The 25,197-nt window shown below is 68.4% G+C and carries 22 protein-coding genes; 9 read left to right on the top strand and 13 right to left on the bottom strand.

The window, feature by feature from the left end; genetic code table 11:
* From hutG to hutI, 3 genes are read right to left on the bottom strand one after another with little or no spacing between them, the layout of a single operon-like run.
* Positions 1–792, bottom strand: coding sequence for an N-formylglutamate deformylase (gene hutG, locus BU28_RS0110165; RefSeq protein WP_028719383.1), 792 nt, complete (start codon positions 790–792; stop codon positions 1–3).
* On the bottom strand, positions 789–2,354 hold the full coding sequence (gene hutH, locus BU28_RS0110160) for a histidine ammonia-lyase (RefSeq protein ID WP_198944943.1): 1,566 nt from the start codon (positions 2,352–2,354) through the stop codon (positions 789–791). The genes hutG and hutH overlap by 4 nt, the downstream gene beginning before the upstream one ends.
* Positions 2,323–3,525 (bottom strand): imidazolonepropionase, encoded by a 1,203-nt coding sequence (hutI, locus tag BU28_RS0110155; RefSeq protein WP_028719381.1) that lies wholly within the window; start codon positions 3,523–3,525, stop codon positions 2,323–2,325. Before hutI ends, hutH begins: the two co-directional genes overlap by 32 nt.
* 96 nt (positions 3,526–3,621) lie before the next feature.
* Here hutI and BU28_RS0110150 point away from each other — a divergent pair, with 96 nt between their 5' ends.
* From BU28_RS0110150 to BU28_RS0110140, 3 genes are read left to right on the top strand one after another with little or no spacing between them, the layout of a single operon-like run.
* Entirely contained in the window at positions 3,622–4,983 is a 1,362-nt protein-coding gene (locus BU28_RS0110150) for a formimidoylglutamate deiminase (RefSeq protein ID WP_028719380.1), read from the top strand.
* A complete protein-coding gene (hutC, locus tag BU28_RS0110145) occupies positions 4,980–5,687 on the top strand; it encodes a histidine utilization transcriptional repressor HutC (RefSeq protein WP_028719379.1) in 708 nt (235 codons plus the stop codon). The genes BU28_RS0110150 and hutC overlap by 4 nt, the downstream gene beginning before the upstream one ends.
* Positions 5,688–5,727: 40 nt before the next feature.
* The gene (locus tag BU28_RS0110140) at positions 5,728–5,979 is read left to right on the top strand and encodes a DUF167 domain-containing protein (RefSeq protein ID WP_028719378.1); all 252 of its coding nucleotides are present in this window, start codon (positions 5,728–5,730) and stop codon (positions 5,977–5,979) included.
* On the opposite strand, the gene BU28_RS0110135 is transcribed toward BU28_RS0110140, so the two are convergent.
* Complete coding sequence (locus tag BU28_RS0110135) at positions 5,976–6,230, bottom strand: hypothetical protein (RefSeq protein WP_028719377.1); 255 nt, start codon at positions 6,228–6,230, stop codon at positions 5,976–5,978. The two genes, BU28_RS0110140 and BU28_RS0110135, sit on opposite strands and share 4 nt — an antisense overlap.
* Before the next feature lie 143 nt (positions 6,231–6,373).
* Here BU28_RS0110135 and BU28_RS0110130 point away from each other — a divergent pair, with 143 nt between their 5' ends.
* Positions 6,374–7,117, top strand: coding sequence for a M48 family metalloprotease (locus BU28_RS0110130; RefSeq protein ID WP_028719376.1), 744 nt, complete (start codon positions 6,374–6,376; stop codon positions 7,115–7,117).
* A gap of 257 nt (positions 7,118–7,374) precedes the next feature.
* Complete coding sequence (locus BU28_RS0110125) at positions 7,375–7,725, top strand: hypothetical protein (protein ID WP_028719375.1); 351 nt, start codon at positions 7,375–7,377, stop codon at positions 7,723–7,725.
* A gap of 4 nt (positions 7,726–7,729) precedes the next feature.
* Here the strand turns inward: BU28_RS0110125 and ilvN are convergent, their stop codons facing one another.
* From ilvN to BU28_RS0110110, 3 genes are all read right to left on the bottom strand, one after another.
* Positions 7,730–8,290, bottom strand: coding sequence for an acetolactate synthase small subunit (gene ilvN, locus BU28_RS0110120; RefSeq protein ID WP_028719374.1), 561 nt, complete (start codon positions 8,288–8,290; stop codon positions 7,730–7,732).
* Between the two features lie 15 nt (positions 8,291–8,305).
* On the bottom strand, positions 8,306–10,063 hold the full coding sequence (locus BU28_RS0110115; protein ID WP_028719373.1) for an acetolactate synthase 3 large subunit: 1,758 nt from the start codon (positions 10,061–10,063) through the stop codon (positions 8,306–8,308).
* 173 nt (positions 10,064–10,236) lie between these two features.
* Entirely contained in the window at positions 10,237–11,070 is an 834-nt protein-coding gene (locus tag BU28_RS0110110) for an arginyltransferase (protein WP_028719372.1), read from the bottom strand.
* Positions 11,071–11,359: 289 nt separating this feature from the next.
* Here BU28_RS0110110 and BU28_RS0110105 point away from each other — a divergent pair, with 289 nt between their 5' ends.
* A complete protein-coding gene (locus BU28_RS0110105; RefSeq protein WP_028719371.1) occupies positions 11,360–14,182 on the top strand; it encodes a [protein-PII] uridylyltransferase family protein in 2,823 nt (940 codons plus the stop codon).
* Between the two features lie 88 nt (positions 14,183–14,270).
* Here the strand turns inward: BU28_RS0110105 and BU28_RS22610 are convergent, their stop codons facing one another.
* Both BU28_RS22610 and carA read right to left on the bottom strand, forming a co-directional pair.
* Complete coding sequence (locus tag BU28_RS22610) at positions 14,271–16,358, bottom strand: glycosyltransferase (protein ID WP_036762602.1); 2,088 nt, start codon at positions 16,356–16,358, stop codon at positions 14,271–14,273.
* A 74-nt stretch (positions 16,359–16,432) separates the two neighbouring features.
* On the bottom strand, positions 16,433–17,578 hold the full coding sequence (carA, locus tag BU28_RS0110095; protein ID WP_028719370.1) for a glutamine-hydrolyzing carbamoyl-phosphate synthase small subunit: 1,146 nt from the start codon (positions 17,576–17,578) through the stop codon (positions 16,433–16,435).
* Positions 17,579–17,746: 168 nt separating this feature from the next.
* On the opposite strand from carA, the gene BU28_RS0110090 reads away from it, so the two are divergent.
* A complete protein-coding gene (locus tag BU28_RS0110090) occupies positions 17,747–18,226 on the top strand; it encodes a GatB/YqeY domain-containing protein (RefSeq protein WP_374384047.1) in 480 nt (159 codons plus the stop codon).
* A 200-nt stretch (positions 18,227–18,426) separates the two neighbouring features.
* Here the strand turns inward: BU28_RS0110090 and BU28_RS0110085 are convergent, their stop codons facing one another.
* From BU28_RS0110085 to BU28_RS0110075, 3 genes are read right to left on the bottom strand one after another with little or no spacing between them, the layout of a single operon-like run.
* Positions 18,427–19,563, bottom strand: a complete 1,137-nt coding sequence (locus tag BU28_RS0110085; protein ID WP_028719368.1) for an alpha-D-ribose 1-methylphosphonate 5-triphosphate diphosphatase — start codon at positions 19,561–19,563, stop codon at positions 18,427–18,429.
* A 24-nt stretch (positions 19,564–19,587) separates the two neighbouring features.
* A complete protein-coding gene (locus BU28_RS0110080) occupies positions 19,588–20,268 on the bottom strand; it encodes an NAD-dependent deacylase (protein ID WP_028719367.1) in 681 nt (226 codons plus the stop codon).
* A gap of 7 nt (positions 20,269–20,275) precedes the next feature.
* Entirely contained in the window at positions 20,276–20,578 is a 303-nt protein-coding gene (locus BU28_RS0110075) for a hypothetical protein (protein ID WP_088239180.1), read from the bottom strand.
* 284 nt (positions 20,579–20,862) lie between these two features.
* Here BU28_RS0110075 and BU28_RS0110070 point away from each other — a divergent pair, with 284 nt between their 5' ends.
* Positions 20,863–21,765: a DMT family transporter gene (locus tag BU28_RS0110070; protein WP_028719365.1), complete on the top strand. Its 903-nt coding sequence runs from the start codon at positions 20,863–20,865 to the stop codon at positions 21,763–21,765.
* A 41-nt stretch (positions 21,766–21,806) separates the two neighbouring features.
* Positions 21,807–23,606, top strand: coding sequence for a translation elongation factor 4 (gene lepA / locus BU28_RS0110065; protein ID WP_028719364.1), 1,800 nt, complete (start codon positions 21,807–21,809; stop codon positions 23,604–23,606).
* Between the two features lie 48 nt (positions 23,607–23,654).
* On the opposite strand, the gene BU28_RS22605 is transcribed toward lepA, so the two are convergent.
* Positions 23,655–25,103, bottom strand: coding sequence for an APC family permease (locus tag BU28_RS22605; protein WP_036762597.1), 1,449 nt, complete (start codon positions 25,101–25,103; stop codon positions 23,655–23,657).
* Between the last annotated feature and the right edge of the window lie 94 nt (positions 25,104–25,197).

Below are 25,197 nucleotides of genomic sequence, written 5' to 3'. Positions count from 1 at the left end.
TTACGCCTTCAGTTCGGGGCCAAGGGCCGCGAGTTTCGTCAGGATGGCTTTCAGCGTGACCCGCAGCGCATCGGCCTTGGCCGGGTCATAGTCAAAGGGCGGGGCCTCGGTCGCCAGATGGGTGGACTGGGCCAGTTCCATCTGGATGGCGTGGACGCCGCGCGCGGGCTGGCCGTAATGCCGCGTCGTCCAGCCGCCCTTGAAGCGGCCGTTCAGCACATGGGACCGGCCGGTGGCGGCGCAAAGCGCCAGCGTGGTGGCCTCGATCCGGGGGTCGCACGACGCGCCGCCGTTGGTGCCGATGTTGAAGTCGGGCAGCGTCCCTTCGAACAGGAACGGAATATGGCTGCGGATCGAATGGCAGTCGTAAAGGATCGCGACGCCATGCCGGGCGCGCACCCGTTCGATTTCCGCCGCCAGCGCCGCGTGATAGGGGGCGTGAAAGTGCTCCTTGCGCTCGGCGATCTCCTCGGCCGAGGGTTCGACCTGCCAGATCGGCTGGCCGTCGAAATCGGTCAGCGGCACAAGCCCGGTGGTGTTCTGGCCGGGATAGAGGCTCGCGTCGTCCGGGCCGCGGTTGGCGTCGATCACATAGCGGTGGAAGGTCGCCCTGACTGTGGTCACGCCGGGCAGCAGCCCGTCGTAGAGCCTGTGGATATGCCAGTCGGTATCGGACAGCACCCGGCCGCGGTCGTTCAACCGGCTCTGGATGGCGGCGGGCAGCCATGTGCCCGTATGGGGTAGGCCCAGGATGACCGGGCCCGCGCCCTGCACGACTTCGACCGGGATCATGCCCGCACCTCGTCCAGCAGGCCGGCGGGGACGGCATCGGTCAGGACGCCCGCCCGGACCAGCCGCGCGGCCTCGACCAGATCGGGCGCCAGATAGCGGTCCTGGTCCAGCGCCGGAATGGTGTTCCGCAGCACCCGCACCACCGCGCGCAGCGGTCCCGAGGTTTGCAGCGGCGCACGGAATTCGATCCCGGCGGCGGCGCAGATCGCCTCGATCCCCAGGATCTGGGCAAGGTTCGCGTTCATCCGGCGCAGCCGGCGCGCGCCATGCGCGGCCATGCTGACGTGATCCTCCTGGTTGGCCGAGGTGGGGGTGGAATCGGTCGAGCAGGGCGTCGCGAGATGCTTGTTTTCCGACATCAGCGCCGCCGAGGTCACTTCGGCGATCATCAGCCCCGAGTTCAGGCCCGGGTCCGGCGTCAGGAAGGGTGGCAGGTCGTGGGACAGCGTCGGGTCGACCATCAGCGCGATGCGGCGCTGGGAAATCGCGCCGATCTCGGCGATTGCCAGCGCGATCTGGTCGGCGGCAAAGGCCACCGGCTCGGCATGGAAGTTCCCGCCCGAGACGATGCGGTCGGCGCCGACCAGCACCAGCGGGTTGTCGGTCGCGGCATTGGCCTCGATCTCCAGCGTGCGGGCGGCCTGCCACAACAGGTCGATGCAGGCGCCCGTCACCTGCGGCTGGCAGCGGATGCAATAGGGGTCCTGGACGCGGGTGTCGCCGGTCCGGTGACTTTCGCGAATCTCGGAGCCCTCCATCAGCGCCCGGATGGTCCGCGCCGCGACGATCTGGCCGCGATGGCCGCGCAGGGTGTGGATCTCGTCCAGGAAGGGCGCGGTCGAGCCCATGATCGCGTCGGTCGAAAGCGAGGATGTCACCAGCGCCGCCCGGGCCGCGGCAAATGCGTCCCAAAGCCCCGCCAGCGCAAAGGCGGTCGAGACCTGGGTGCCGTTGATCAGGGCCAGTCCTTCCTTGGCGGCCAGCACCACCGGGGACAGACCCGCGGCGGCAAGCGCGTCGGCCCCCGCCATCTCGCGTCCCTCATGGGTGGCGCGGCCTTCGCCCAGCATCACCGCCGCCATATGCGCCAGCGGCGCAAGATCGCCCGACGCGCCGACCGAGCCCTGCGCCGGGATCACCGGCAGCACGCCGCGCGCCAGCATGTCCTCGATCAGCTGGATCACCTCGGGGCGCACGCCCGAGGCGCCGCGGCCCAGCGACAGAAGCTTCAGCACCAGGATCAGGCGCACCGTCTCGGGCTCGACCGGCTCGCCCACGCCGCAGCAATGCGACAGGATCAGGTTCCGTTGCAGCGTCGCCGTGTCGCCTGCCGCGATCTTGATCGAGGCGAGCTTGCCGAAGCCGGTGTTCACGCCATAGACCGGCGCCTCGCCCTTGACGGCGGCCTCGATGCGGGCGGCCGAGGCGGCGATGCCGGGCCGGGCGCTGTCGGCCAGCCGCACGGCCAAGCCTTCGCGCCAGACGCGCTCGAGCTGGGCAAGCGTGGTGTCGCCGGGGGTCAGGATCAGTTCAGACAAGGTCGCCTCCGAAGATGCGGGCATGAAGGGGGTTGAAGCCGATGCGATAGGTCAACTCGGCCGGGGCGTGGACATCCCAGATCGCCAGGTCGGCCCGCATGCCGGGCGCGATTACGCCCCGGTCGGCCAGGCCCAGGGCGCGGGCCGCATTGCGGGTGACGCCGGCCAGGCATTCGGCCGGGGTCAGGCGGAACAGCGTCGCACCCATGTTCATCGCCAGCAGCAGCGAGGTCAGCGGCGAGGTGCCGGGGTTGCAGTCGGTCGCCAGCGCGATGGGCACGCCGGCATCGCGCAGGGCGCCCACCGGGGGCAGCTGCGTTTCGCGTAGCGTATAGAAGGCGCCGGGCAGCAGCACGGCAACGGTGCCGGATGCGGCCATCGCGTCCACCCCGTCCTGGCCCAGCCATTCCAGATGATCGGCCGACATCGCGCCGTGGCGCGCCGCCATTGCCGCGCCATGCAGGTCGGACAGCTGTTCGGCATGCAGCTTCACCGGCAAGCCCAGGGTTTTCGCATGGTCGAAGATCGCCGCCATCTCGTCGCGGGAAAAGGCGATGCCCTCGCAGAACCCGTCCACCGCGTCGACCAGATCCTCGGCATGGGCGGCGTCCATCCCGGCCAGCACCACGTCGCGGATATAGCCGGCGCGGTCGCCCTGATATTCCGGCGGCAGGGCATGGGCCGCCAGCCAGGTGGTGCGAACGGTCACCTCTCGGCGCGCCTCGATCAGCCGGGCCACGCGCAGCATCTTCAATTCGTCGGCGACGGTCAGGCCATAGCCGGACTTGACCTCGATGGTGGTCACGCCCTCGGCGATCAGGTGATCGATCCGGCGCAGCGCGGATTTCAGCAAGCTGGCTTCGTCCGCGTCGCGGGTGGCGCGGACCGAGGACAGGATGCCGCCCCCGGCGCGGGCGATTTCCTCGTAACCCGCGCCCTCGAGCCGCATCTCGAATTCGCGGGCGCGATCGCCGCCAAAGACGATATGGGTGTGGCAGTCGATCAGCCCCGGCGTCACCAGCCGCCCGCCCAGGTCGCGGCGCGATGCGCCGGCATAGCGTTCCGGCAGGTCCGACTCGGGCCCGACCCAGCTGATTCGATCATCCTCGACCACCAGGGAAGCCTGCGGGATCAGGCCGTAACCCCCTGTTTCGTCGTTCATCGTGGCGATGGCGGCATGGGTCAGAAGCTGCATCGGATGGCGTCCCGCATTGATTTCTTCCTGGTTCTATGTCTAAACTTAAACAGTCTCTATGTCTAAACTTATTTTGGCAGGAAAAAGGGCGTCGCGATGGAAAAGATCTGGGCAGAGCGGGCCTTGCTGCCCGATGGTTGGGCAGAGCATGTCTGCGTGACGATCGACGCGGGCCGAATCGCCCGGGTCGAACCCGGCGCCGCGCCGCAGGGGCGCCGCGTGGCCCTGCTGCTGCCCGCGCTGGCCAACCTGCACAGCCACGCCTTTCAGCACGCCATGGCGGGGCTGAGCGAGGGCAGGGGCCCCGAGCCGCGCGACACCTTCTGGACCTGGCGCCAGATCATGTACCGCTTTCTGGATCACCTGACGCCCGACGATGTCGAATCCATCGCGGCGCTGGTGCAGATGGAGATGCTCGAGGCGGGCTATGCCACCAATGTCGAGTTCCATTACCTGCACCACGGACCCGGCGGCCGGCCCTATGCCAACCCGGCCGAGATGGCCGCGCGGATCGCGGCCGCTGCCGCGCGCACCGGCATCGGCCTGACCCTGCTGCCGGTGCATTACCAGTTCGGCGGCGTCGACCGCCGCCCGCTCGCGCCCGGGCAGGACCGCTTCGGCACCACCCCCGGGGATTTCGCCCGCCTGGTCGAGGCGTCCGACGCGGCGCTGCGCGACCTGCCCGCCGACGCCACCCTGGGCATTGCGCCCCATTCGCTGCGCGCCGTCTCGCCCGAGGGGCTGGCGGACTGCGTGGCGCTGCGCCCCGACCGCCCGCTGCACATGCACCTGGCCGAGCAGGTCCCCGAGGTCGAGGAGATCCGCGCCGCCTATGGCCGCCGCCCGGTCGAATGGCTGCTGGACAATCACGCCCCCGACCGGCGCTGGACCCTGATCCACCTGACGCACATGACCGAGGAGGAGACCCGCCGCCTGGCCGCCACCGGCGCCGTGGCAGGGCTGTGCCCGATCACCGAAAGCTCACTGGGGGACGGCATCTTCAACGGCACCATCTGGGCCGGGGCAGGCGGGCGCTACGGCTTCGGCTCGGACAGCAACATCCGCATCTCGCTGACCGAGGAACTGCGCACGCTGGAATACAGCCAGCGCCTGCGCGACCGCGCCCGGGCCGTGCTGGCCGTGCCCGGACGCTCGACCGGGCGGGTCATCTATGATGCCGGTCTGGACGGCGGCGCCACCGCGGCGGGGCGCGATACGGGCGCGATCCGGCCGGGGCTTTGGGCCGATCTGGTGGTGGTGGACCTGGACAACCCGGTCATGGCGGGGCGCCGGGGCGACCAGATGCTGGACAGCCTGATCTTTGCCGGCCAGGACGGGCTGGTACGCGACGTCTGGTCGGCGGGCCGCCATGTCGTGACCGAGGGCAGGCATCTGGACCGCGACCGCATCATCGCGGATTATCTGGCGACCATCGCCCGGCTTCAGGACCGCATGTGACCGAACGCACCGCCCCAGGCTCCAAGGCGCAGGCCATCGCCGCCGAGGTGCGCCGCCGCATCGTCGACCGCGAATGGCGCCAGGGCGACCGCATCCCGGACGAGGCGGAACTGGCCGTCGAATTCGGCGTCGCCCGCGCCACGGTGAACAAGGCCCTGCAACTGCTGGCCGAGGAGGGGCTCCTGGACCGCAAGCGCCGGGCCGGCACCCGTGTCACGGTGAACCCGGCGCGCAAGGCCACGCTGACCATCCCCATCGTGCGCGAGCAGATCGAGGGCGCGGGCATGGAATACAGCCACCGCCTGATCGACCAGCGCAGCCATCCGCTGCCCCCCGAGGTCGCGGCCCGCATGGGCCTGCCCGAGGGCGCGGCGCTGATCCGCCTGCGCACGGTCCATTACGGCGATGCCCGTCCCTTTCAATCCGAGGACCGCTGGATCAATCCCGTTGCCGCGCCGGGGGCCGAGGCCACCGATTTCCAGCGCATCAACGCGAACGAATGGCTGGTGCGCAACTTTCCCTGGTCGCGCGGCGACATGATCTTTTCGGCCGAGAACGCCGATGCCCGCGACGCGCGGCTTCTGGGTACGCGGCAGGGCACCGCGCTGCTGATCCTGCACCGCACGACCTGGAACGACCTGGGCCCGATCACCTCGGTCCGGCTGGCGTTCCATCCGGGCTATCGCCTGATCGCGACGCCCTGAAAGCTCTTGCCATCCGGGGCGGGCCGCGTTCAACAGGGGCATGACCGACCTCAGCCATCTTGCCGTTCCCGGTGCCCGCATCGCGGTGCGGGTGACGCCCCGTGCCTCGCGCAATGCGGTCCTTTGTGGCCAAGACGGGGCGATCCGGGTCCTGGTGACGACGGTGCCCGAGGACGGCAAGGCCAATGCCGCCGTCGTCAAGCTGCTGGCCAAGGCGCTGGGTGTCGCCCGGACGCGCCTGGTGCTGGAGCGCGGCGCCGGAGCGCGGGACAAGCTGTTCCGGATCGACTAGCGCCGTTCCAGGCGATAGTTGCCCTCGGGCAGGTTCAGGGCAGCGCGCAGCTCCTCGAGCTGCTCGATGGTCAGGATGATCTGGGCCAGCTCGCCGCTGTCGGGGTCGAACTGCTCGACGATCACGCGGTCGTCGAAGGTCTGGATCACGACATCCTCGTTCAGGGGACGCGTGCCGGCCTGGGCCCCCTGGGGCAGTTCGTCCACCAGCGTGATCACCGTGGCGTCGAAGTCGTGCTCGATGGTAAACATGGTGGATCCTTCCTGAACTGGCTTAACCAACATTCGCGTGAAGCGGGTGCAAGGGCAAGCCCGGTGCTTGGCCTCGTCCCCGGCCGCGGCTAAGGTGGCGCCAAGGGATCGGCCTCGGGCCGGCGGAACAGGCGGGGGCGCGGATGACCAGGGCATGGCAGGCAGCGGCGGCGGCGCTATTGCTGGCGGGTTGCGTGGCGCAGCCCGTGCCGCAGGGATCCGGCACGCTGCCGGTGGCCGTGGTCGTCACCCCGTCGCCCGACACGCCGGCAGGCGCGCGCGCCTCGGCCCGGACCTTCATCGACGTCATCAGCCGGATGGAGCCTGCGGTCGAACGCGAATGCCTGCAGCGCCGCACCCAGCCCATCAACTGCGACTTCCAGTTCGTGGTCGACGACCGCCCGGGGCTCGAGGCGAATGCCTTCCAGACCGTGGACGCCAACGGCCGGCCAATCATCGGCTTCACCCTTTCCCTGATCGGCGAGGCACGCAATGCGGACGAACTGGCCTTTGTCGTCGGGCACGAGGCGAGCCACCACATCCTGGGTCATATCGACCGCAAGTCCACCGCCGCGACCATGGGGGCGGTGATTCTGGGCGGCCTGGCCAGCGCCTATGGCGGCAATCCGGATGCCATCGAAAGCGCGCAGGCGATGGGGGCCCAGTTCGGCGCCCGCTACTATTCCCGCGAATGGGAGCTTGAGGCCGATTATCTGGGCGCGATCATCGCCTTGAACGCGGGTTTCGACCCAGAACACGGGGCGCTGTTCTTTGCCCGCATCCCCGACCCGGGCGACAAGATCCTGGGCACCCACCCGTCGCGCGCGGCGCGGATGAACCAGGTGGCGCGCGCGGTGGCCGATTATCGTTCCGGTCGGGTCCGATAAATCTGACAGATGTGGCAGCTTTGCCGCAAATGCGCGCCTTGGCGTTAATTCCTTGAATTTCCCGTCTTCGTGACGTGTCTTTGGATAGGCTCCATGCGCGTCCAAGGCGAAAATGGTCGTTTTTGGCGGGGAAAATTCTAGTATGGCGGGAACTTACCGAAAGAATCCTCTTTCATGCGCGAAGGTTCGCCGATAGTTTCAGCCCGTGATTGACAGGCTTGCCCACCGGAACGGGCGTTTTTTCTTGGGGGCAATTGATGATCGGCGTTATTCTGTGGAGCAGTCTGGCGAAGGAAAAGGCTGTGATCTGGTGCGAAGATCATGCCGCCCTGGCCTATCTGCAAGGACGCGACAACCTGCTCTCGGGACATGACTGGCCCGAAGCGGGCGATCTGGTCGAACTGGACAGCGAAACCATCGACGGGCTGCGTTATGCGCGCGGGGTCTCGTTGGTGTCGGCCCCGAAATGCTCCGAATTGCCCGAACTGCTCAAGGGAATGGCGGCGCCCAAGGGCAGCCGCCAGCCGGTTCTGCGCGTGATTTCCAACAAAAGCCTGACCAGCGACGCCTCTCCGCTGCCGCCGCACCGGGTGGCGGCAGCGGGCTAGCGCGTCAGGCCCCGCGCGACAGCGCGGCGACGCCGGTCCGGGCCAGATGCGACAGTCCCAAGGGACGCATCAGCTCGGCAAAGGCGTCCAGCTTTTCCGGCGTGCCCGTCATCTCGAAGACAAAGCTCTCCAGCGTCGAATCGACCACGTTCGCGCGAAAGATCTCGGCGATGCGCAGCGCCTCGACGCGCTTGTCGCCCTTGCCCGTCACCTTGAACAGGCCAAGCTCGCGTTCGACGCTGGGGCCTTCGACGGTCAGGTCGTGGACCTCGTGCACGACGACGATGCGGCCCAGCTGCGCCTTGATCTGCTCGATCACCGCCGGTGTGCCGCGCGTCACGATGGTGATGCGCGAGCGGTGGCCCAGGTGGTCCACCTCGGCCACGGTCAGGCTATCGATGTTGTAGCCGCGTCCCGCGAACAGGCCGATGACGCGCGCCAGCACCCCCGGCTCGTTCTCGACCAGGACGGCCAGGGTGTGGCTTTCGATGACCTGGGCATTGGGGTCGCGCAGGTCATAGGCGGAATGGCTGGACGCGCCCTTCTGGATGTTCAGTGCTGCCATGATGTCGTTCCTTGATCAGACCAGCGCGGCGCCGGTGCCGGTGATGGCGCCCTCGGTCGAGGTTTCGCCCAGCAGCATTTCGTTATGCGGCTTGCCCGACGGGATCATCGGGAAGCAGTTCTCGTGCTTTTCGACCATCACGTCCAGGATGAAGGGGCCGTCATAGTCCAGCATCTCCTGGATGGCGGCATCCAGATCGGCCGGATCGCTGACCAGCCGGCCCTTGCAGCCGAATGCCTCGGCCAGCTTGACGAAATCGGGCAGGCTTTCCGACCAGCTCTGGCTATAGCGTTCGCCGTGCAGCAACTGCTGCCATTGCCGCACCATGCCCAGGCGTTCGTTGTTCAGGATGAACTGCTTGACCGGGGCGCGGAACTGCACCGCCGTGCCCATTTCCTGCATGTTCATCAGCCAGGACGCCTCGCCCGCGACGTTGATGACCAGGGCATCCGGGTGGGCGACCTGCACGCCGATGGACGCCGGCAGGCCGTAACCCATGGTGCCCAAGCCCCCCGAGGTCATCCAGCGGTTCGGGTCCTGGAACTGCAGGAACTGCGCCGCCCACATCTGATGCTGGCCGACCTCGGTCGTGATATAACGGTCGCGCCGGTGCGCGGTCAGCGCCTCAAGCCGTTCCAGCGCGTGCTGCGGCTTGATGACCTTGTCCGAGTTGCGATAGTTCAGGCATTTCACCGACTTCCACGCCTCGATCTGCGCCCACCACTGGGTCAGCCCGGCCTGGTTCACGCGGCGGCCGCGCGATTTCCAGACCTTCAGCAGGTCCTCGAGCACATGGCCCACATCGCCGACGATGGGCAGGTCGACATGGATCACCTTGTTGATGGAACTGGGGTCGATGTCGATCTGGGCCTTGACCGAGCCGGGGCTGAAATCCGCCACCCGCCCGGTGATGCGGTCGTCGAACCGCGCGCCGACCGCGATCATCAGGTCGCAGTCGTGCATGGCCATGTTGGCTTCGTACAGGCCGTGCATGCCCAGCATGCCGATCCAGCCCTTGCCCGCGGCGGGATAGGCGCCCAGGCCCATCAGGGTCGAGGTGACCGGGAAGCCCGTCGCATCGGCCAGTTCGCGCAGCAGCTGGCTGGCCCCGGTGCCCGAGTTGATGACGCCGCCGCCGGTGTAAAGGATCGGTCGGTCGGCTTTCTCCATCAACTCGACCAGGCGGGTGATCGCGTCGAGATTGCCCTTCTTCGCGGGCTGGTAGCTGGGCGTCTCGATCTGCTTCGGCCCCACATAGTCGCCGGTCGCGAATTGAACGTCCTTGGGAATGTCGACCAGCACCGGCCCGGGCCGGCCCGACGTCGCGACATGGAACGCCTTGTGGATCGTCGCCGCCAGCTCGTCGGTTTCCTTGACCAGCCAGTTGTGCTTGGTGCAGGGCCGGGTGATGCCGACCGTGTCCGCTTCCTGGAAGCCGTCGGTGCCGATCAGGAAGGTCGGGACCTGGCCCGACAGGACGACCAGCGGGATCGAATCCAGCAGCGCATCGGTCAGCCCCGTGACCGCGTTGGTCGCCCCGGGCCCCGAGGTGACCAGGACGACGCCCGGCTTGCCGGTCGAACGCGCATAGCCCTCGGCCATGTGGACGGCGCCCTGTTCGTGGCGCACCAGGATGTGCTTGATGTCGTTCTGCTGAAAGATCTCGTCATAGATGGGTAGCACCGCCCCGCCCGGATAGCCGAATACGGTGTCGACGCCCTGATCGCGCAGAGCTTCGATAACCATCCTTGCACCCGTCATGCTTCGGGACATGTCCCATTCTCCCATCCTGGTTCCTGCGGCCGCCGGCCTTTGGGCCGGCCAGGCCGCGTCGCCGGAACCTATGGGGCCAAGCGGGCGCGGTCAATGGCGATTGTCCAAGAAAATGACGCGTGATGACGAATTATTGTAATTTTATTTCTGATATGAGGCAAAAAGGGTAATATTCATCGCGGCTTTGGAGGCAAGGTGATGCGCGCCACCTGTTCGACGATCGGATCGACCGACAGGGGGTGAATGTCGGAGCTGTGCTGCGCGGGGTCGCCGATCGGCTGCCAGACCCCGCCCTTGTAGATTTCCAGCGCGGAGAACCGCGCCTTGTAGTCCATCTTGCGACTGCCCGGCACCCAGTAGCCCAGATAGACGAAGGGCAGTCCCGCGCTGCGCGCCAGTTCGATATGGTCCAGGATGATGTATGTTCCCAGACTCGCCGGCTCCATCCGCGGGTCGTAGAAGCTGTAGACCAGGCTCAGCCCGTCATCCAGCACATCGGTCAGGCAGACCGCCGCCAGCCTGTCGCTGTCCGAGGGCGGGCTGCCCGGCTCGGTCGCGCGGTATTCGATGACGCGGGTGCGGACAGGGGTTTCCTCGATCATCGCGGCGAATTCGAAGATGTCCATGTCGGCCATGCCGCCGTCGGCATGGCGTTCGTCCAGATAGCGGCGGAACAGCTCGTACTGTTCCTCGGTCGCCCAGGCGCTGGTGGCCAGGCGCCGCAGCTGCGCGTTGCGCCGCCCGATGCGCCGCTGCGTGCGCGAGGGCTGGAATTCGCCCACCCGGATGCGCGCCGACATGCAGGCCACGCAGCTTTCGCAACTGGGCCGGTACAGCACGTTCTGCGACCGGCGAAAGCCCTGCCGGGACAGGGCGTTGTTCAGTTCGTTGGCCGAATCGCCGGCGAGCGCGGTGAACAGCTTGCGTTCCGCGCGGCCGTGCAGATAGGGGCAGGGCTGCGGTGCGGTGACATAGAACTGCGGGGCATGGGGCAAGGAGTGCCGCATCAGCCGTGCCCCTTTCCGGCCGCGCCAATGTCCCCGCGGGACCTATGAAGGGTGTTGCTGTGCGCGCGCATCGGGAATCGAAAGGGGTGAAGGGACTTTCCTGGGTCGGACGGTGGGGCAAAGCCTAGCAACAGTTCCCCCCCGCGCCAAGCGGCGAAACCGCAAGTTTTTGATGGAACGCCACGATTTGCGGGATCGTCGTGGCGATGGAAACGCGGGCCATGCGGCGCGGGTTCCGCCGCGGCCCGCCCGGCATTGACCTTGCCCCGCCGCCCGCTAGGGTCGCGCCATGACCCTTGCATCGCGCATCACCCGCCTGCCGATTCCCATCGACCCCGCGCGCGGCCAGTCCGCGGTCGACCGCGCCGGCATCGCCGATCCGGTGCTGGCCGATCTGGTCCGGGGCGCCGCCGGTTGCAGCCCCTATCTGGCTGGGCTGATCCAGCGCGAGGCCGACTGGCTGGCGGACCGGCTGGCCGATGCCTCGGCCGCCGATGCCGATGTGGTGGCGCAGGAAACCGCCGGGTTCCAGCACCTGGCCGCCGACGCCCTGGGGCCGGCGCTGAGGCAGGCCAAGCGGCGGATCGCGCTTTGGGCGGCGCTGTGCGACCTGGGGGGCATTTGGCGGCTGGACCAGGTGACGGGCGCCCTGACCGGCCTGGCCGACCGTGCGACCGACCTTGCACTGCGCATCCATGTCGCGCACGAGGCTGCGCGCGGCAAGCTGCCGCCCACCGGGTCGGACGCGGGCGGGGTCACCGCGCTCGCCATGGGCAAGATGGGCGCGGGAGAGCTGAACTATTCCTCGGACATCGACCTGATCGTGTTCTACGACGATGCCGCCTATGACCCGGACGACCAGCACGAGGCGCGCGCCGCCCTGATCCGCGCCACGCGCAAGGCGGCCGCGACCATCTCGGACAACACCGACCAGGGCTATGTCTTTCGCACCGACCTGCGGCTGCGGCCCGATGCGGCGGTGACGCCGGTCTGCATCTCGGTTTCGGCGGCGCTGGGATATTACGAGGCCGAGGGCCGCACCTGGGAACGCGGCGCCTATATCAAGGCGCGCCCCTGCGGCGGCAACCTGGCGGTGGGCGAACGCTTCCTGCGCGAACTCGATCCCTTCGTCTGGCGCCGGCACCTGGACTTCGCCACCATCCAGGACACCGACGACATGCGCCGCCGCATCCGCGCCCACAAGGGCCTGAACGGCCGCATCGATGTGCCCGGCCACAACATGAAGCTGGGCCAGGGCGGCATCCGGGAAATCGAGTTCTTTACCCAGACCCGGCAGCTGATCGCCGGTGGCCGCGACCCCGACCTGCGGGTGCGCGGCACCGTTCAGGGGCTTGCGCGCCTGGCTGAGAAGGGCTGGGTGCCCACCGAGGTCGCGGTCGAACTGACCGAGCATTACCGCGAGCACCGCGAGATCGAGCATCGCATCCAGATGGTCAACGACGCCCAGACCCATCTGGTCCCCGCGACGTCCGAAGGGATCGCGACCATTGCCCACATGATGGGCGAGCCCGATGCCTCGGCCTGGTCGGCGCGGCTTGTCCGGCGGCTGGAGCGGGTCGAGGCGCTGACGGCGGATTTCTTCGCTCCCGCGGATCAGCGCAGCCGGCCCGCGCTTTCCCCGGAATCCGAGGCGATCGTCGAGCGTTGGCGGACCTATCCCGCGCTGCGCTCGGAACGCGCGCGCCAGGTCTTTGCCCGGATCGAGCCCGAACTGCTGACGCGCCTCTCCGCCGCCGCCCATGCCGGCGAGGCGCTCGCGCGGTTCGACACCTTCCTGGCGGGGCTGCCCGCCGGGGTGCAGCTTTTTTCCCTGTTCGAGGCCAACCCCCAGCTGATCGACCTGATCGTCGACATCTGCGGCACCGCGCCGGGACTTGCAGCCTATCTGGGCCGCCATGCCGAAGTGCTGGACGCGGTGCTGGGCGGCAGCTTCTTTTCGGAATGGCCGGGCGCGGCGGACCTGCAAAAGCAGCTTGAGCAGGTGCTTGCCAACGTGCTTGCAGCGCCCGACGGCGGCTATGAACGCGCGCTGGACGCGGCCCGTCGCTGGGCGCATGAATGGCAGTTCCGCACCGGCGTCCACCACCTGCGCGCCCTGATCGGCGCCGAAGAGGCGGGCAGCCAATATGCCGACATCGCCGATGCGGCCGTGGGCGCCCTGTTCCCCGTCGTCGCGGACGAATTCGGCTGGCGCCACGGCCCGCCGCCCGGCCGCGGTGCGGTCGTGCTGGGCATGGGCTCGCTCGGGGCGCGGCAACTGAACGCCGGTTCGGACCTGGACCTGATCGTGATCTATGACGCGGCCGGGGCCGAGGTCTCGGACGGGCCGAAACCGCTCGCGCCGCGCGCCTATTACGCGCGGCTGACGCAGGCCGTCATCACCGCGCTTTCGGCGCCGACCTCGGCCGGGCGGCTTTACGAGGTGGACATGCGTCTGCGCCCCTCGGGGCGGCAGGGGCCGGTCGCGACCTCGGTACAAAGCTTCCGCGACTACCAGATGACCGAGGCCTGGACGTGGGAGCATCTGGCCCTGACCCGCGCCCGGGTGATCGGCGGCTGCGGCGCGGACGCCGCGCGCCTGGCCGACGAGGTCGAGGCCCTGCGCATCGGGGTGCTCAAGGCGCGCGGGGGCGATCCGCGCGTCATGCCCGATCTGGCCGAGATGCGGGCCCGGATCTTTGCCGCCAAGGCCCCCGACGGCGCATGGGAGGCCAAGATCGGCCGCGGCCGGCTGCAGGACATCGAGCTTGTCGCCCAAAGCCTCGCTTTGCGCGCCGGATCGCCCAGCCGGGGGGCGCTGGCGCAGCTGCGGGCGGGACCGCGCGCCGGGCTGGTCAGCCGGGACGAGGCCGAGACCCTGGCCCGGGCCCGGCGCTTCCTGTGGAACCTGCAATGCGCCGGCCGCCTGCTGACCGACCGGCCGCTGGACATGGAGACGCTGGGCAAGGGCGGCCAGGCCTTCCTGCTGCGCGAAACCGGGACCGAGACGCTGGCCGCCCTGTCCGAGCGCCTGGCGCAAACCGTCGAGCAGGCGGGCCAGGTGATCGATCAGCTGATGGCCGAGGCGGAACAGGCCGGCGCCGCGCCTTGATCGGCTGCGGAACAAGGCTGCGCCGCCCGGGTGCGGGCGGCCAGTGCGAATGGGTGATGGCGGGCAAGCCATGCTCGGGCCGGCTGGTTCAGCCGATCCGGCCCAAGAGCGGGACGGGGCCGGGGTCCTGCGCCGCACCCTTGGGCTGCGGGGCGGCCGCGCCAGCCGGTCCCGTGCGGCGCAGGGGGATCAGCGCGGCAGGGGCGTCGGGGACGGCAATCGCGCCCTCTTCGGCGGCATCAAAGATGCCGTGCTGGGTCTTGTCCCAGTAGAAGGGCTTGGCCACGACCTCATAGATCGCCTTCCAGGCGGCCAGGCAGCCCAGCGGGAAATACAGGTGCAGGGTCGCGACCCAGGGCAGCAGGTGGCGGTGGGTCCGTCCCCGGACCGCCCAGGCGGCAATGGCCATGTTCAGGAACTCGGCCAGCAGGAACAGCGAAAAGAGCAGGGCGATGGCATTGCCGCCCAGCCGGCCCTCGAGCAGGCCCCGGACCGGATGGGGCAGCCCCAGGCTGAGCAGCCACAGGCTCCAGAGCACGGGTGCCAGCAGGTATTGCGAGACCGAGGCCGCAAGCTGGACCTGCAGGGCGACGAACCGCCGCGTGCCCAGGTCGCGCCACAGCCCCACCGGGTCGCGCATGTGCACGCCCCAGGTCATGACGAAGCCCTTGAGCCAGCGCGACCGCTGCTTGATCCAGGGAACCAGGCGGCAGCAGGCCTCCTCATGCGTGACGGTGTCCAGCATCTGCGTGCGATAGCCGCGCCGGGTCAGGCGCACGCCCAGGTCGCAATCCTCGGTCACGTTCCAGGCATCCCACGCGCCGACCCGCTCCAGCAGGTCGCGGCGAAAGAACAGTGTCGTGCCGCCCAGGGGCACCACCAGGTCCAGTGCGGCGGCTCCGGCGAGCGTACCGCGGAACCAGGCCGCGTATTCCATCGTGAAGGCACGCGACAGCCAGTTGGTCCGAGGGTTGTAGTAATCCAGCACGCCCTGCAGGCAGGCCACGTCCGGCGCCGCGAAGTGAAAGCCGCGGGCAACCTTGTGCAACTGGTCGGGCTCGGGCCGGTCCTCGGCGTCCCAGACCCCGATGATGCTGCCCCGGCAGAAGTTCAGTGCATAGTTCAGCGCCCGGGGCTTGGTGCGGATCGGACCGTCCGGCACCCTGACGACACGCATCCAGCGCGGCAGCTGCACCTGCGCCAGCGCGTCGCAGGTCACGCGGTCGGTTTCCTCGACCACGATCAGGACGTCCATCAGCTCGCGCGGGTAATCCAGCCGCGACAGCCGGCCGATCAGCCGGTCGGCGATATCGGCCTCGGCGAACATCGGCACCATGACCGAGATCACCGGCAGCGATCCCGTCATTTCGGGGCGCGCGACCTGGCCGCGCGCGGCCGCCCGCGCCAGGGCGGCTTCCTGCGCGCGCTGGCGCAGGATGGCCTGGAACGAGAACAGCTTGAGCAGCATCGAGGCGAAAAGCGTCAGCACCGCCCAGGCGGTCAGCACCGCGATCACTGCGACCGGAGCCAGGACCAGCCCCAGCGCCGCGCCGCCCACCAGACCCAGCGCGATCCGCCCGGTGCGGCGTTCGTTGCGGGTCCGGCAGCTTTCGACGGCGGGAACGCGCATCTCGGCCTCGCGGATCAGCGCGGTGCGGCGGCTTTTCAGGACCGCCTCTCGCGCCGCGTTTTCCGAACAGAGCAGCATCCGCACGGTGCCGAAATCGCGCGGCAGGCGGGGAATGAGGTCATCGAAGGCATCGGGGCGCGAGGTCGCGATGAAGGTCACGCCGCCCACCCGCCGCCAGGGCACCAGCCCCTCGGCCAGGCAAAGGCCGGCCCCCACGGCATCGACCAGGCGGGGATCGGGCGGCAGCGCCGCAAGGTCGATGACCGAGGCGCGCCATTGCCGCGACAGCGCGCGGGTCAGCGCCTCTTCCTCGACCCAGCCGTGGGACAGAAGGATTTCGCCCAGCCGCGCGGACTGGCGCTGGCGCATGACGACGGCGCGCAGCAGGTTCCGGGGATCGACCGCGCCGTCCTCCAGCAGGATCTGGCCCAGGGGGCGCAGATCGCGGCCGGCAATGACCGCCGCATCGTCGCGGGGCGCGGGGGCCGCCGGGCGGGCCGGCAATGTCGCGATCGTCGTGGGTTTGCTTAACGCGGTTCCAGCCATGCCCGATTCCCGTCCTTTGGTCCCTCATCTGGCACAGGGAGGGTTAAGGACGGGTTAATCGGGTCGCGGCAGCCTCAGCGCCGCGCGCGCATCGCCTCGGTGAAGCGGTCGAACAGATAGGCGCTGTCCTGCGGGCCCGGGCTGGCCTCGGGGTGGTATTGCACCGAAAAGACCGGACGGTCGCGCATCCGAAGTCCGCAGTTCGAGCCGTCGAACAGGCTGACATGGGTCTCGATCACGCCCTCGGGCAGGGTCTGGGCATCGACCGCGAAGCCGTGGTTCATCGAGGTGATCTCGACCTTGCCGGTTTCCACGTCGCGCACCGGGTGGTTCGCGCCGTGGTGGCCGTGGCCCATCTTGACGGTCCTGGCACCCAGCGCCAGCGCCAGCATCTGATGGCCCAGGCAGATGCCGAAGATCGGCATGTCGCGGTCCAGCAGGTCGCGGATCATCGGCACGGCATATTCGCCCGTGGCCGCCGGATCGCCCGGCCCGTTCGACAGGAACACGCCCTCGGGATTATGGGCCATCACCTCCTCGGCGGTGGCGGTGGCGGGCAGAACCACGACCTCCGCCCCGGTCTGCGCCAACGAGCGCAGGATGTTGCGTTTCGCGCCGTAGTCCAGCGCGACCACGCGGAAGGGCTTCTTTTCCTCGGATTTGCCGAACTGGCCGGGCCATTCCCACAGACCTTCGTCCCAGCGATAGCTTTGCCGGGTGGTGACTTCGCGGGCCAGGTCCAGACCGACGAGACCCTTCCAGTCGCGAGCACGGGCGACCATCGCGGCGATGTCGAAATTGCCCTCGGGGTCATGGGCCAGCACGACATGGGGCGATCCCTGCTGCCGGATCGCGCGGGTCAGGCGCCGGGTGTCGATGCCGCCAATGCCGATGCGGCCGCGCCGCGCCATCCAGTCCACCAGGTCGGACGAGGCGCGCCAGTTCGACGGCTCGGTCGGATCCCATTTCACCACGATGCCCGAGGCGACCGGATCGGGGGCCTCGTCGTCCTGTTCGGTGACGCCGGTGTTGCCGACATGGGGAAAGGTGAAGGTGACGATCTGGCTGGCATAGCTGGGATCGGTCATGATCTCCTGATAGCCGGTCATGGCGGTGTTGAACACCAGCTCGGCCACCACCTCGCCCGTCGCGCCGAAGCCACGGCCATGGAACACGGTGCCATCGGCAAGCGCCAGACATGCGGTCGGTTTTGGGGCCATGGTCATCTCTCCGTGTAAATCGGCGGGAACCTAGGGAAAGCGGCCTGCTGCGTCAAGGCGGGAACTTGACGGGACGGGGCAGGGCGGGGAAAGCTTGCGGAACGGCACGGGTTGACGCCCGGTGCGAAGCCGGGGACAAGCGCCGCCGGATTGTTCAGCGAGGATCGGATGGGCGAGAACCAGTTGGGATTGCGCGAACGCATCGCGGCCGACATCAAGGACGCGATGAAGGCCAAGGATTCGGCCAGGCTGTCGACGCTGCGGCTGATCTCGGCCGCGATCAAGGACCGCGAGATTGCCGCGCGCACCGAAAGCGGCGACGAAACCGGCCTCAGCGACGCGGATCTGACCGCGATTCTGTCCAAGATGGTCAAGCAGCGCCAGGAATCCGCCCGCGCCTATGAAGAGGGCGGCCGGATCGAACTGGCCGAGCGCGAGCAGGACGAGATCGCGGTGATCCAGTCCTATCTGCCGCGCCAGCTCGACCCCGAGGAGACGGCCGCGGCGATCGATCGCGTGATCGCGGACCTGGGCGCGGGCTCGATCCGCGACATGGGACGGGTGATGGCCGAATTGCGCGCCCGCCACGCGGGGCAGATGGATTTCGGTGCGGTCGGGCCCGCCATCAAGACCCGGCTGATGGGCTGACGGCCCGGCCGTCCCACGAAAAACCTGACTGCGGCACGAAAAAAATAGGGGCGAGGTCGAAACCCCGCCCCTCGGCCGCTGCTTGCCCCCTCAGACCCGGGCGGCCGAACTGAAATGATTCCCTGTAATCGGCAGTGCTATGGAATGGGTCCTGCCTAGCGGCCAGGGACGGCGGTTGCCTTGATCCAGATCAAGTCCTGTCAGACGCGAAGCCCCCGCACCCAGGTTTCCCGCAAGACCGGCGTCGCATCGAGCATTCCGAACCGGATCAGGTCGGCGCGCAGCCCGAGCTCCAGCCGGCCGCGATCCGCAAGGCCGGCGGCGCGGGCGGGATTGGCCGTGACCGTAGCCATGGCGCGGGGCAGGTCGTCCCACAGCCGCGCCAGGATCAGCGCACCCGCCAGCAGGCCCGAGGGAACGTAATCCGACGACAGGATGTCGAGATGCCCGGCCCGTGCCAGGTCGGCGGCCGAGACATTGCCCGAGTGCGACCCGCCCCGGATCAGGTTCGGCGCGCCCATCATCACCATGATGCCATGCGCGTGGCAGGCGGCCGCCGCCTCGGGGGTGGTCGGAAACTCGGCCAGCCGCGCCCCGTGCCGGGCCGAGACCGCAACCTGGTCCGCCGTCGTGTCGTCGTGGCTGGCCAGAACCGCGCCCAGGCGGTGCGCCACCGCAACCGCCGCCGCCTCATGCGCGTCGCCGTAGCGGTCGCGCAGGGCCCGCAGCCGTGCGACATGGTCGGCAAAGCCGGCGTCGTCCAGCTTGTACTTGCCCTGCACATATTGCGCCAGTTTCGAGATGTCGCGGAACTGGCGCTGGCCCGGCGTGTGATCCATCAGGCTGATGATGCCCACCCGATCCTGGGGCCCGAACTCGTCCAGTTCGGCGATCAGGGTTTCGGAGCAGACCTCGGCGCGCAGGTGCAGAAGGTGGCTGATCCGCAGCGCCTTGCGCTCGCGCAGCGCGATCAACTCATGCGCCAGTTCGCGGGCGTATTTCTGGTAATCCTGGTCCGGCCCGTCGTTCGGGATCGAGCCGACGCGCATCGCGTCGAAGACCGTCGTGATGCCGCAGCCCGCCAGTTCCGCGTCATGGGCCAGGATTGCGGCGGCGTGGGGCCAGTCGACGCCCGGGCGGGGCCGGATGTGGCGTTCCATGTTGTCGGTGTGCAGCTCCACCAGCCCCGGGGCCAGATAGTCGCCGCCCATGTCCAGCGCGCCGGGCGGCACCCGGTCCCCGGGCAGGATCTCGGCGATGGTCCCGTCCCGGACCGCGACGGCGCCCCGGATGACCGTATCGGCAAGGATCAGGCGGGCATTGGCAAGGATGGTCATGGCTGTCTTTCGAAACGCGCCCGTTCAGGCGCAAAGGGCATCGACCCAGCGGGGCACGATGACGGTCGCGGGCCCGATCAGTCGTTCGTCGAAGTCGCGGCTGTTGACCGAGGCGGCCAGGTTCAGCTCAATCGTGCGCGCCCCCATGCGGCGGGCGTGCTGGGCCAGCCCCGCCGCCGGATAGACCTGCCCCGAGGTGCCGATGGCCGCGAACAACTCGGCGTTCTCGACCGCCTGCCAGATCCGTTCCATGTGATAGGGGATCTCGCCGAACCAGACGATGTCGGGGCGCGTCGCCTGCTTGCCGCAAGCCGGGCAGGCATCCAGCGAGCGCATGACCAGCGTGGCCGGCCAGCGATGCCCGCAGGCCGCGCAAAGCGCGCCCAGCAGGCTGCCGTGCATGTGGATCACGTTGGCCGACCCGCCGCGTTCGTGCAGGTCGTCCACGTTCTGGGTGATCAGCGTCAGGTCGTGGTGCCGCCCCAGCCGCGCCAGCGCCCGATGCGCCGCATTGGGCTGGGCGCGGGCCGCGTCGCCGCGGCGCATGTTGTAGAAGCGGTGCACCAGCACCGGGTCGCGGCGAAACCCCTCGGGCGTCGCCACGTCCTCGATCCGGTGCTCTTCCCAAAGCCCGTCGGTTGCGCGGAAGGTCCTGATCCCGCTTTCGGCCGAAATTCCGGCGCCGGTCAGAACGGCGATGCGCATGGGTGTCTCAGTTCGAGCAATAGGCCTCGGCGGTGGCGGCGAAGTTCTTGTAGCGCGCCCAGAAGGCATTGTCCGCATCGCTTTTCGACATGCGGATTTCCTGCGCCTCGTCGGCGTTGCGAAACAGCCGGGCGGCGCGGCGCTGGTCGGACCGCGACAGGGTCTGGTTCGCGACCTGCTGGATGCAGCCGCACAGCCGGGGGCTTGCGGCGCGTTCGGATCGGATGCATGCGGAATCGATCGGTCCCGCCACGGCAAGCGGCGTGGTCAGCGCCACCGCGGCCGCGGCGATCATCAGGCGGTTCATCATCTCTGTCTCCTCGGCTCTGGCCTGCATGCGGCGGGGTTGGCCCCCTTTGCTGCCGCTTGTTGGTCCGGCGACTCTAGCAGAAGGGCGGCTTCGCCTCAATCGCGGGGCGCCTCAAGCATTGGCGCGGGGCAGGGGGCGGGACGCAAGATGTGCCGCCGGCGCATTGCGCGCCGCGCCTGCGGGCGAATCGCGCGCGATCCCGGCTTTCGCCGGGCCGCGATCCGGCCTATAGCACCGTCGCGGGCGCGGGCGCCGCAGTTTTCCCCAGAATCGAGGTCGGGCGAATGGTCAGCGAAAACTTTCGTGCGGCGATGCTGATGGTCGTCTCGATGGTGCTGTTCGCCTTCGAGGACATGTGCATCAAGTTGCTGACGGCGACGCTGCCCTATGCCCAGGTGTTGGGCATGATCGGGCTTCTGGGCTGGTTCAGCTTCTGGATCATGCTGCGGCGGCAGGGCGGGCGGCTCTGGACGCGGGCGCTGCTGGACCCGCTGGTCCTGCTGCGCAACCTGGCCGAGGCGGTGGGCTCGATCGGCATCGTCGTGGCCCTGGCGCTGACCGAGCTGTCCTCGACCTCGGCCATCATGCAGGCGCTGCCTTTGGCCATCGTGCTGGGCGCGGCGCTGTTTCTGGGCGAGCCGGTGGGCTGGCGGCGCTGGTCGGCGATCATCGCGGGCTTTCTGGGCGTGATCCTGGTCATCCGGCCGGGCCTGGCCGGATTCCAGCCGGTGTCGCTGATGGCGGTGGTCGCGGTCCTGGGCCTGGCGGCGCGCGACCTGGCGACGCGGCGCATTCCGCGCGGCATCCATTCGATGCAGCTGGCGGCCTCGGCCTTCTTCGCGATCTTCGTCGCCGCGGTCCTGATGGGGCTGGTCATGGGCCAGCGCCCGGTCCTGCCGGACGTCCGGGAATGGCTGATCCTGGCGGGCTGCATGGCGGTCGGCATCGGCGGCTACAGCTTGCTGGTCACGGCGACCCGCCTGGGCGAAGCGTCGGCGCTGGCACCCTTCCGCTATGCCCGGCTGGTCTTTGCCCTGATCCTGGCGTTGATCGTCTTTGGCGAACGGCCCGACACCCTGACCCTGACCGGCGCCGCGATCATCGTCGGCTCGGGCTGCTACGCCATGCTGCGCGAAGCGCGCCTGCGCCGGACCCAGTTGCGCGCTGCCGGCATGTCCCCGCGCTGAACCCTCTTTCCGCAACGCCAAAGCCCGAGTATAGCCCGGCCATGACCGACCTTGATCTTATCCGCAACTTCTCGATCGTGGCCCATATCGACCACGGCAAATCCACCTTGGCCGACCGTCTGATCCAGTCGACGGGCACGGTCGCCGACCGCGACATGAAGGCGCAGATGCTGGACAGCATGGATATCGAGCGCGAGCGCGGCATCACCATCAAGGCCAACACCGTGCGCATCGAATATCCGGCGCGCGACGGGCGGACCTATGTGCTGAACCTGATCGACACGCCCGGCCACGTCGACTTCGCCTATGAGGTCAGCCGGTCCATGCGCGCGGTCGAGGGCAGCCTGCTTGTCGTCGATGCCAGCCAGGGCGTCGAGGCGCAGACGCTGGCCAACGTCTATCAGGCCATCGACGCGGGCCATGAGATCGTGCCGGTCCTGAACAAGATCGACCTGCCCGCCGCCGAGCCCGAGCGGGTCAAGGAGAACATCGAGGAGGTCATCGGCATCGACGCCTCGGACGCGCTGGAGATTTCCGCCAAGACCGGGCTTGGCATTCCCGACGTGCTGGAAGCCATCGTCACGCGCCTGCCGGCCCCCAAGGGCGACCGCAACGCGCCGCTCAAGGCCATGCTGGTCGACAGCTGGTATGATGCCTATCTGGGCGTCGTGGTCATGATCCGGGTCATGGACGGGGTCATCCGCAAGGGCGACCGCATCCGCATGATGCAGACGAACGCCGTCTACGGCATCGACAAGCTGGCCGTGCTGAAGCCCGCAATGGTCGACATTCCCGAGCTTGGCCCAGGCGAGATCGGCGTGCTGACCGCCTCGATCAAACAAGTCCGCGACACCCGCGTCGGCGACACCATCACGCATGAGAAGAAGGGCACCGACACGCCGCTGCCGGGCTTCAAGCCCGCCCAGCCGGTGGTCTTCTGCGGCCTGTTCCCGGTCGATGCCAACGATTTCGAGGCGCTGCGCGACGCCATCGAGAAGCTGGCGCTGAACGACGCATCCTTCAGCTATGAGATGGAGACCTCGGCCGCGCTGGGCTTCGGCTTCCGCTGCGGCTTCCTGGGGCTGCTGCACCTGGAAGTGATCCGCGACCGGCTGGAACGCGAATACGACCTGGACCTGATCACCACCGCGCCTTCGGTGGTCTTCAAGCTGCACATGCGCGACGGAGAGGTGCGCGACCTGCACAACCCCGCCGACATGCCCGACCTGACCCACGTCGACCATATCGAGGAGCCGCGCATCAAGGCCACGATCATGGTCCCCGACGAATACCTGGGCGACGTGCTGAAGCTGTGCCAAGACCGGCGCGGCATCCAGCTGGACCTGACCTATGCGGGCAGCCGGGCGATGGTGGTCTATGACCTGCCGCTGGCCGAGGTGGTGTTCGACTTCTATGACCGGCTGAAATCCGTGACCAAGGGCTATGCCAGCTTCGACTACCAGATCAGCGAATACCGCGAGGATTACCTGGTCAAGATGTCGATCCTGGTCAACGACGAGCCGGTGGACGCGCTGTCGATCATGGTCCACCGCGACCGGGCCGAGTCCCGCGGCCGGGCGATGGTCGAAAAGCTCAAGGAGCTGATCCCGCGCCACATGTTCAAGATCCCGATCCAGGCGGCGATCGGCAGCCGGGTCATCGCCCGCGAAACCCTGTCCGCGATGCGCAAGGACGTGACGGCGAAATGCTATGGCGGCGATGCCACCCGGAAAAAGAAGCTTCTGGAAAAGCAGAAGGCCGGGAAAAAGAAGATGCGCCAGTTCGGCAAGGTCGAAATTCCGCAGACCGCCTTCATCCAGGCGCTCAAGATGGACAACTAGGGGCAGGGGCGGGTCGATCCCGCCCCTTCTTCGTCAAGGCCGTCTTCGTCAGTTCCGGGGCGAATCGCCGTGATGGCTGCTCAGCTCCTCGATATGGCTCAGGTCGCCGGGACGGTGGGTGGCCTTGTTCCAGACCCAGGTGACCGCCCAGAGCACGATGCCGATGCCCAGCAGCCAGGCCGCGACGCGGTACTGCTCCATCTGGGCGGCGCTGCGGGCCCAGGGGCCGGCCAGGAACAGGCAGGTCGCCGCGCCGATCCAGGGCAGAATGCGGGGCGTGCGAAAATGCTCATGCTCGACCCGGTGCTTGCGCAGGACCAGCAATGCGATGTTCACGATGGTGAAGACGCACAATAGCAACAGCGCCGTCGTCCCCCCAAGCAGGCTGACCGCCGTCGCGTCCGAGCGCGTGACCACGAAATAGATCAGGCCGAAGGCCAGTGCGGTGGTGAACAGGATCGCGACCCAGGGCGTCCGGCTGCGGTGGTGGACCAGCCCCAGCGCATGGGGCAGGACGCGCTGGCGCGCCAGCCCGTAAAGCAGGCGGCTGGCCATCAGCATGTTGATCAGCGCCGAGTTCGCGACTGCGAACATGCCGATGAACGGAAAGATCCTGTCGAAGGGAAGGTTCGGCGCGCCTGCCCGCACGACCTGCGTCAGGGCCGAGCCGTTGTCGGGATTGGACAGCTCGCCCACGGGAACCAGCGCCACCGCGCAGATTGCCACCAGCACATAGATCACTCCGGTGATGCCCAGGCCGGTCAGCATGATGCGGGGAAAGATGCGGACGGGGTCCTTGACCTCCTCGGCCATGTTGACCGAATCCTCGAACCCGACCATGGCGAAGAAGGCCAGCGCGGTCGCCGCCGTCACGGACAGGAACCAGCCCTTCTCCTCGGACGACCGGAAGATCATCACCTCGGTGAAATCGGCCCGGCCCTGCGCCATCGCATAAAAGCCGATCATGATGATCATCAGCAGGCCCGACAGCTCGACACAGGTCAGCACCACGTTGGCCTTGACGCTTTCGCCGACGCCGCGCAGGTTGATCGCCGCGACCAGCGCCATGAAGCCCAGCGCGATCAGCAGGATGCCCGTGCTGCCGTCGGAAAAGCCCAAGCCGAAGCCGTCGTTCAGAAAGCCCGCGAAGGCGTTCGAGGCCGTCGAGGCCGAGGTGATGCCCGAACACATCACCGTGAAGGCCACGATGAAGGTCAGGAAATGCACGCCAAAGGCGCGGTGCGTGTAAAGCGCGGCGCCAGCGGCCTGAGGATAGCGCGTCACCAGTTCCAGATAGGACAGCGCCGTGATGGTCGCGACCGCAAAGGCGATCAGGAAGGGGGCCCAGGCGGCGCCCCCGACCTCTCCGGCGACGGTGCCGGTCAGGGCATAGACCCCGGTGCCCAGGATGTCGCCGACGATGAACAGCAAAAGCAGCTTTGGCCCCATGACCCGTTTCAGTTCGGGCTGGTGCGGGGCAGCGGTCGTGGCCGTCATGGTGTCCCCCTGACTGGACGTTGCATGACCACTACGTTCCCGCCGATGGCTCTGATGATGTGACCGCCCCCCCGACGGCTTCGCTGTGCCAGGG

The sequence above is a fragment of the Paracoccus yeei ATCC BAA-599 genome (assembly GCF_000622145.1).
Lineage (GTDB): Bacteria > Pseudomonadota > Alphaproteobacteria > Rhodobacterales > Rhodobacteraceae > Paracoccus > Paracoccus yeei.
The sequence above is the reverse complement of the archived record's forward strand: the minus strand, read 5'-3'. Positions and strand labels throughout refer to the sequence as shown.

Excerpts from the sequence above, each read along its gene's own strand:
- hutG (WP_028719383.1), bottom strand. The coding sequence starts at position 792 with ATGATCCCGGTCGAAGTCGTGCAGGGCGCGGGCCCGGTCATCCTGGGC.
- hutH (WP_198944943.1), bottom strand. The coding sequence starts at position 2,354 with ATGCCCGCATCTTCGGAGGCGACCTTGTCTGAACTGATCCTGACCCCC.
- hutI (WP_028719381.1), bottom strand. The coding sequence starts at position 3,525 with ATGCAGCTTCTGACCCATGCCGCCATCGCCACGATGAACGACGAAACA.
- BU28_RS0110150 (WP_028719380.1), top strand. The coding sequence starts at position 3,622 with ATGGAAAAGATCTGGGCAGAGCGGGCCTTGCTGCCCGATGGTTGGGCA.
- BU28_RS0110140 (WP_028719378.1), top strand. The coding sequence starts at position 5,728 with ATGACCGACCTCAGCCATCTTGCCGTTCCCGGTGCCCGCATCGCGGTG.
- BU28_RS0110135 (WP_028719377.1), bottom strand. The coding sequence starts at position 6,230 with ATGTTTACCATCGAGCACGACTTCGACGCCACGGTGATCACGCTGGTG.
- BU28_RS0110130 (WP_028719376.1), top strand. The coding sequence starts at position 6,374 with ATGACCAGGGCATGGCAGGCAGCGGCGGCGGCGCTATTGCTGGCGGGT.
- BU28_RS0110125 (WP_028719375.1), top strand. The coding sequence starts at position 7,375 with ATGATCGGCGTTATTCTGTGGAGCAGTCTGGCGAAGGAAAAGGCTGTG.
- ilvN (WP_028719374.1), bottom strand. The coding sequence starts at position 8,290 with ATGGCAGCACTGAACATCCAGAAGGGCGCGTCCAGCCATTCCGCCTAT.
- BU28_RS0110115 (WP_028719373.1), bottom strand. The coding sequence starts at position 10,063 with ATGTCCCGAAGCATGACGGGTGCAAGGATGGTTATCGAAGCTCTGCGC.
- BU28_RS0110110 (WP_028719372.1), bottom strand. The coding sequence starts at position 11,070 with ATGCGGCACTCCTTGCCCCATGCCCCGCAGTTCTATGTCACCGCACCG.
- BU28_RS0110105 (WP_028719371.1), top strand. The coding sequence starts at position 11,360 with ATGACCCTTGCATCGCGCATCACCCGCCTGCCGATTCCCATCGACCCC.
- BU28_RS22610 (WP_036762602.1), bottom strand. The coding sequence starts at position 16,358 with ATGGCTGGAACCGCGTTAAGCAAACCCACGACGATCGCGACATTGCCG.
- carA (WP_028719370.1), bottom strand. The coding sequence starts at position 17,578 with ATGGCCCCAAAACCGACCGCATGTCTGGCGCTTGCCGATGGCACCGTG.
- BU28_RS0110090 (WP_374384047.1), top strand. The coding sequence starts at position 17,747 with ATGGGCGAGAACCAGTTGGGATTGCGCGAACGCATCGCGGCCGACATC.
- BU28_RS0110085 (WP_028719368.1), bottom strand. The coding sequence starts at position 19,563 with ATGACCATCCTTGCCAATGCCCGCCTGATCCTTGCCGATACGGTCATC.
- BU28_RS0110080 (WP_028719367.1), bottom strand. The coding sequence starts at position 20,268 with ATGCGCATCGCCGTTCTGACCGGCGCCGGAATTTCGGCCGAAAGCGGG.
- BU28_RS0110075 (WP_088239180.1), bottom strand. The coding sequence starts at position 20,578 with ATGATGAACCGCCTGATGATCGCCGCGGCCGCGGTGGCGCTGACCACG.
- BU28_RS0110070 (WP_028719365.1), top strand. The coding sequence starts at position 20,863 with ATGGTCAGCGAAAACTTTCGTGCGGCGATGCTGATGGTCGTCTCGATG.
- lepA (WP_028719364.1), top strand. The coding sequence starts at position 21,807 with ATGACCGACCTTGATCTTATCCGCAACTTCTCGATCGTGGCCCATATC.
- BU28_RS22605 (WP_036762597.1), bottom strand. The coding sequence starts at position 25,103 with ATGACGGCCACGACCGCTGCCCCGCACCAGCCCGAACTGAAACGGGTC.